The 2,452-nt window shown below is 74.8% G+C and carries 1 protein-coding gene and 1 pseudogene; one reads left to right on the top strand and one right to left on the bottom strand.

Translation table 11 applies throughout. The annotated features are described in order from the left end of the window. Positions 1-720: hypothetical protein (locus tag JNW89_RS34640; RefSeq protein WP_238452240.1), on the bottom strand; the 720-nt coding region annotated here is incomplete at its 3' end. A 100-nt stretch (positions 721-820) separates the two neighbouring features. On the opposite strand from JNW89_RS34640, the pseudogene JNW89_RS34645 reads away from it, so the two are divergent. Next, a pseudogene (locus tag JNW89_RS34645) lies at positions 821-2,452 on the top strand (FAD-binding dehydrogenase); the annotation flags it as partial.

Below are 2,452 nucleotides of genomic sequence, written 5' to 3' on the forward strand. Positions count from 1 at the left end.
TGTCCGGGTCGGCAGCACGAGCCGTACCGCGTCGTCGATGACGGTGGCGATCGCGCCCCCGCCGATGGACCGCGCCAGGTGCTCGGCGTCGGTGCCGTCGACGCTGACCACGGCAACGCTGCGGGGCAACGGCCAGCGGGCCGCGTCGGCCGCCGCGTGCAGCGCGCTCTCCGCCGGGACCTCGGGCTGCACCAGCAGGGTGATCAGCCGGCGTCGGGTGGTCGCCCAGTCCTGCGCGGCGTCGCGCTGCTCCTCGAGGTACCCCTCCGCCGCCGCGCCGGCGAGGGCGTCGGCGAAGCCGAAGAGCGCACCGGCGATGACGTACAGGTCGCTCGGTGCCGGGCCGGCCGGGCCGGCGTGCTCCACCAGGAAGGCCCAGATGTCCCGGGCGCCGAGGGTGAGGACGGTGCGCAGCGCGTCCACCCGGTGGCCCTCCCGGTACTCGGTGCGGCCGAGCGCGTGGAACACCGCCCGGGTGGCGGCGAGGTCGCGGCCCGGATCGGCGACCGCCTCGACGAACGCGTCGACGGCGGTCTCGACGCCGAGGGTGAGGCCCTGCCCCTGTCCGCCGGTCAGCGACCGGCCCTGCGCCCGCATCGCCGCGCGGACGGTCGCGAGGATCCGCTCGCGCAGGGGTCCCCGCAGCCCGCGCAGGTGCTCGCCGACCGTCGGCGGGAGGGCGGCGAGCCCCGGCTCGATGTCGATGAGCGCGTCGGACACGCTTCCGCCCCTCACTTTGTCATCCGGGTTACAAAACCTACCCTGGATCTTGCGCGTGGATCGCCATCATCTTGGCAACCTCGTACGTAGCGTCGGTGACATGGATACGGATGTCATCGTGATCGGCGCCGGGCTGGCCGGCCTGGTCGCCGCCGCCGAGGCCGCCGACGCGGGTCGGCGGGTGCTGCTGCTCGACCAGGAGCCCGCGCAGAACCTCGGCGGGCAGGCGTTCTGGTCGTTCGGCGGCCTCTTCCTGGTGGACTCGCCCGAGCAGCGGCGGATGGGCATCCGCGACTCGGTCGAACTGGCCTGGCAGGACTGGACGGGCAGCGCGGCCTTCGACCGGCCCGAGGACCACTGGCCGCGCCGGTGGGCCGAGGCGTACGTGCACTTCGCGGCCGGGGAGAAGCGGGCCTGGCTGCGGTCGATGGGCCACCGGGTCTTCCCCGTGGTCAGCTGGGCCGAGCGGGGCGGGGGAGCGGCCGACGGCCACGGCAACTCCGTACCCCGGTTCCACGTCACCTGGGGCACCGGCCCAGGGCTGGTCGAGCCGTTCGCCCGGCGGGTCCAGAAGACCGTCGACGAAGGCCGGGTACGGCTGCTGTTCCGGCACCGGGTCGACGAACTCGTCACCGCCGGCGGGGTGGTCACCGGGGTACGCGGGACGGTCCTCGAACCCGACGACGCCCCACGCGGCCGCAGCACCTCCCGGGTGGCCGTCGGCGACTTCGCCTACGGCGCGCAGGCGGTGATCATCACCTCGGGCGGCATCGGCGGTAACCACGACCTCGTCCGGCGGGCCTGGCCGGCGCGGCTCGGCACGCCGCCGACCCGGATGGTCGCCGGGGTGCCCGCCCACGTCGACGGCCGGATGCTGGGCATCACCGAGGCCGTCGGCGGGCAGGTGATCAACCCGGACCGGATGTGGCACTACACCGAGGGCCTGCGCAACTGGGACCCAGTCTGGCCGGACCACGGCATCCGGATCCTGCCCGGCCCGTCGTCGCTGTGGCTCGACGCGACCGGTCGGCGCCTGCCCGCGCCGCTGTTCCCCGGCTTCGACACCCTCGCCACCCTGCGGCACCTGCGGAGCACGGGCCACGACTACAGCTGGTTCCTGCTCACCCAGAAGATCATCGAGAAGGAGTTCGCGCTGTCGGGCTCCGAGCAGACCCGGACCTGACCAACCGCAGCGTCCGGCAAGTTCTGCAACGGGTCCGTCCCGGCGCGCCCGGCCCGGTCGAGGCGTTCAAGCGCCACGGCGCCGACTTCGTGGTCGCCGACACCCTGGAGGAACTGGTCGACGGGATGAACGCGTTGGCGGCCGAGACCGGCGGCCCGCAGCTGGACGTCACGCCGCTGCGCCGGCTGGTCGAGGCGCGCGACCGCGACATCGCCCACCCGTTCGGCAAGGACGCCCAGCTACACGCCGTCCGGGGCGCCCGCCGGTACCGGGGCGACCGGCTGATCCGGGTCGCCACCCCGCACCGGCTGCTCGACCCGGCGGCGGGCCCGCTGATCGCCGTCCAGCTGCACGTGCTGACCCGCAAGACCCTCGGCGGGCTGCACACCGACCTCTCCGGCCGGGTGCTGCGCCCGGACGGCGAGCCGCTCGGCGGGGTGTACGCCGCCGGCGAGGTCGCCGGGTTCGGTGGCGGCGGCATGCACGGCTACAACGCCCTGGAGGGCACCTTCCTCGGCGGCTGCCTCTTCTCGGGGCGGACGGCCGGCG

The sequence above is a fragment of the Micromonospora sp. 4G55 genome (assembly GCF_016803375.1).